Annotated in this window: 4 protein-coding genes; 1 reads left to right on the top strand and 3 read right to left on the bottom strand. The window is 53.5% G+C overall.

From position 1 onward, the window contains the following. Positions 1-358 precede the first annotated feature (358 nt). The gene (locus BQ17_RS12940) at positions 359-967 is read left to right on the top strand and encodes a hypothetical protein (RefSeq protein WP_089727708.1); all 609 of its coding nucleotides are present in this window, start codon (positions 359-361) and stop codon (positions 965-967) included. Positions 968-1,458: 491 nt separating this feature from the next. Here BQ17_RS12940 and BQ17_RS12935 read toward each other — a convergent pair whose 3' ends face one another. The 3 genes from BQ17_RS12935 to BQ17_RS12925 form a co-directional block, all read right to left on the bottom strand. Further along, positions 1,459-1,776 carry a phosphoribosyl-ATP diphosphatase gene (locus BQ17_RS12935; protein WP_089727707.1) on the bottom strand — a complete coding sequence of 106 codons (318 nt, stop codon included), beginning with the start codon at positions 1,774-1,776 and terminating at the stop codon, positions 1,459-1,461. 7 nt (positions 1,777-1,783) lie between these two features. Beyond that, the gene (gene hisI, locus BQ17_RS12930) at positions 1,784-2,176 is read right to left on the bottom strand and encodes a phosphoribosyl-AMP cyclohydrolase (RefSeq protein ID WP_089727706.1); all 393 of its coding nucleotides are present in this window, start codon (positions 2,174-2,176) and stop codon (positions 1,784-1,786) included. Positions 2,177-2,357: 181 nt separating this feature from the next. Next, positions 2,358-2,906, bottom strand: coding sequence for a low molecular weight protein-tyrosine-phosphatase (locus BQ17_RS12925; protein ID WP_256091596.1), 549 nt, complete (start codon positions 2,904-2,906; stop codon positions 2,358-2,360). Positions 2,907-3,308 lie beyond the last annotated feature (402 nt).

Below are 3,308 nucleotides of genomic sequence, written 5' to 3'. Positions count from 1 at the left end.
AAGAAGAGGGATTAAAAGAAGGGATTCAGTTTGGAGAAAAGAAAGAAAAAGAAAGGGTTATTGAAATAGCAAAGGCATTGAAGCAAAAAGACATCAGCATAAAGATCATTGCTGAAACTTCAGGGCTTTCAATCGAAGAGATTAAAAAACTATAAGGCCGAGAGAAAAAAGGGGCCAGGCTCAATTGATGAGTCGTTTTTCATAGCTCATTCGCCTAACATTCGGCTGCAAGCGACCCAATGCCGCGGTCCGGCTCCTCAGAACAACTTTCAAGCTCAGTGCCGCGCGGCATTGGGCGCCTGAGCCAAGCCGTTAGGCAGTATTGGAGCTAACGTGACTGAAATTGAAGGTATGAAAGATGCCGTATAGTGACTTTGACATCAGGCGGGTCCAGAAAGATTTTCAACTAAACATAGTAGAGCAAATCGGCATCTTCGCTGACGTAAAAGAATCTTCCGTTAGCGAATATTTTGCTTCCACTTTGAAGGAAAATATACCATTAGCCGTAGCCATAAACACAGAAAAAGCACGTTCTGAATTGATAATATCCGATGCTTTGATCGAGATAAGAAAAGTTTTTGATAGGAAAATTAGCTTTTTTTCCGGTATAGAGTTTAACGTAGATAAAGATAAAAATCTTACCGGTTTTTGCGATTTCATAGTTAGTCTTTCTCCGGAGCAATTATTTATAAAATCTCCTGTGATAGCAATTGTAGAAGCAAAAAATGAAAACATCATGGGTGGACTGGGACAATGTATTGCAGAAATGGTGGCAGTTAGAGTGTTTAATGAGAAAGAGGGTAATGAGATTCCTGTGACATATGGAGCAGTCACGTCGGGTATCGCTTGGAAATTTCTGAAGTTAGAGGCTAATACCATTTATATTGATTTGAGAGACTATAGTATAGAGGACAGTCCCGGTAAGATAATCGGTATACTATCACTGATGTTGGCACAACAAGCCTGACGAATAAGGTTAGGTTTACGAGTTTACAGGCTCGGTTGTAAATCGAATAAACATGCTAATAGGCTTAAGAGCATTTCGCCTGGAAGGGACAATTAAGAAACTTCAGGGAAGTGAATGATGGATTTTGCCTTATAAACTCAAAGCCATATAAAAGCATATAAAAGGACACCCATCTTGTTTGACTCGATCTTCCTACTGAGCTAGCGAGGGTGTTGCAAAAGTCATTTCGAACCACAGAGAACGCAGAGAAAGGAATCGGCCAATGCTCTGCGTTCTCTGTGGTTTAAATTTCACAGGCCGGCAACTGACGCCACCGTTTTTGCGACACCCTCCCGCCGGGAGAGCTCGTAGGGCGGGTAAGACCAGGGACGGTCGCAACCCGCCGGAAGGTTTTTGGCGGGATGCGCTGCGCTTTCCCGCCCTACGTGGGCTTGACCGATTTGCGTTCATTGGCGTTCATTTGCGGCAAAAAACGGCTTTTTCTTTCCGGCTCAAGTCCGGCGCCGGGCCTTTTCCTCCAGTCCCGAGAGGCCGAAGCGCCGCTCCAGCTCCTCCAGCACCGCATCCGGTCCCAGTCCCTGCTGCGCCAGCAATACGAGGGTGTGAAACCAGAGATCCGCCACTTCATGGACGATCCGGTCCGGTACCCCGTCCTTGGCGGCCAGCAGGGTCTCGGCGGCCTCCTCGCCGATCTTCTTGAGGATGGCATCAAGCCCCTTGGCGTAGAGTCCCGCCACGTAGGAGCTGTCCGGGTCGGCCTGTTTACGCGCTTCCAGGATTCGGGACAGGCGTTCCAAGATGTCGTTCATGATGGATTCAGGGTTGATTGTAAATAGCGTCCGGGTCCTTGAGCACAGGGGCGATCTCCACCCACCGGTCGGCGCGCAGCGCGCGGAAAAAGCAATTGTGGTGGCCGGTGTGGCAGGCAATACCGCCTTTCTGCTCTACTTCCAACAGCACCACGTCGGCATCGCAATCCACCCGGATGGCGCGGACGACCTGCCGATGACCGGAGGCCTCACCCTTGTGCCACAGCGCATTGCGGGAGCGGGACCAATAGACCGCATGCCCCGTCTCCCGGGTCAGCTTCAGGGACTCCCGGTTCATCCAGGCCAACATCAGGACCTCTCCGCTACCCGTTTCTTGGGCGACGGCGGGGACCAGGCCCCTAGCGTCCCACTTGATCGTATCCAGCCAGTCTTCGCTCAAAATATGCTCCCCCGGATTTCTCGGGGACGAAACAACCCGCGAACCTGCGGATAAGCCTGCAATCCCCGCGCTCGGGTCTAATGTCAACGCCCCCTGACTCCCGTTTCCGAATATTCCGCATGTGACCCTAGGGTGGGCTGTACCCACCAATACCGTGCTCAGCTGGCGGGCACAGCCCACCCTACGGGTCTGAGAACGCAGAATAGGGTGGAGTTGGGTGCTGGAAAAACCTGCGTCTGATATCGGCCAGGAGACCCACGGACGCCGCCTCCACCATATCGAAGACTCGTTCGAAGCCACTGGTGACCCCATAGTAGGGATCCGGGACCTCCTGGATCCGCCAGTGCGGGGCGAAATCCATGAACAGCTTCAACTTGGGTTCGGCCCCAGGCGGACAGATCTGGGAAAGATCATGGAAGTTTCCCAGATCCATGGCAAGCACGTACTCGAACCGCAGGAAATCCTCGGGCTCGACGAGACGGGCGCGCAAATCGCTCAGATCGATCCCGCGGCGCAGGGCCGTCTTCCGGGCCCGCTGGTCCGGAGGCTCCCCAGCGTGATAGGTATGGGTTCCCGCCGAATCGGTCTCGATAACCCCCTGCAATCCTTCTCTCTCCAACAGCTTGCGGAAGACCCCCTGGGCGGTGGGGGAGCGACAGATGTTGCCCATGCACACGAACAACACCCGAACGCGTACTCCTGAGTCCACATCCGATTGACGGTTACTCACTTTTCCTCATCCTCAGAAGCTGTTTGGTTAAAACGGATTCTAGCATCGTGTTGCGTTACGCCCGCGTTTGACGCCGTGCCGGTCCGGGCGCGGTCCTGGGTTATTTGGCGTTGGTTGTGGGAAAAGATCCCTCCTGCGTCGGGACAAGTCCGGTGTGTTGGGTTACGGCGCGTTCAGCCCTGTCATTGTGCTTCGGGATCCAACAGCGCGCCTAACCCAACCTACACTTAACGCGAGGCCGCGCGGGCCAGCAGCGCAGGGGGGTAATCTGGGTGTAGGTTGCGTTAAGACGCCGGCACTGACCTGGCAGACGACCAGCGAGCCTTTGGGCGTCGAACGCAACACGTCAAACCCTGTCCCGACGCAGGAGGGATCTTTCTTGTCCCGACGCAGGAGGGATCT

Origin of the sequence: Candidatus Thiosymbion oneisti (genome assembly GCF_900092655.1) — a bacterium.
Classification (GTDB): domain Bacteria; phylum Pseudomonadota; class Gammaproteobacteria; order Chromatiales; family Chromatiaceae; genus Thiosymbion; species Thiosymbion oneisti.
The sequence above is the reverse complement of the archived record's forward strand: the minus strand, read 5'-3'. Positions and strand labels throughout refer to the sequence as shown.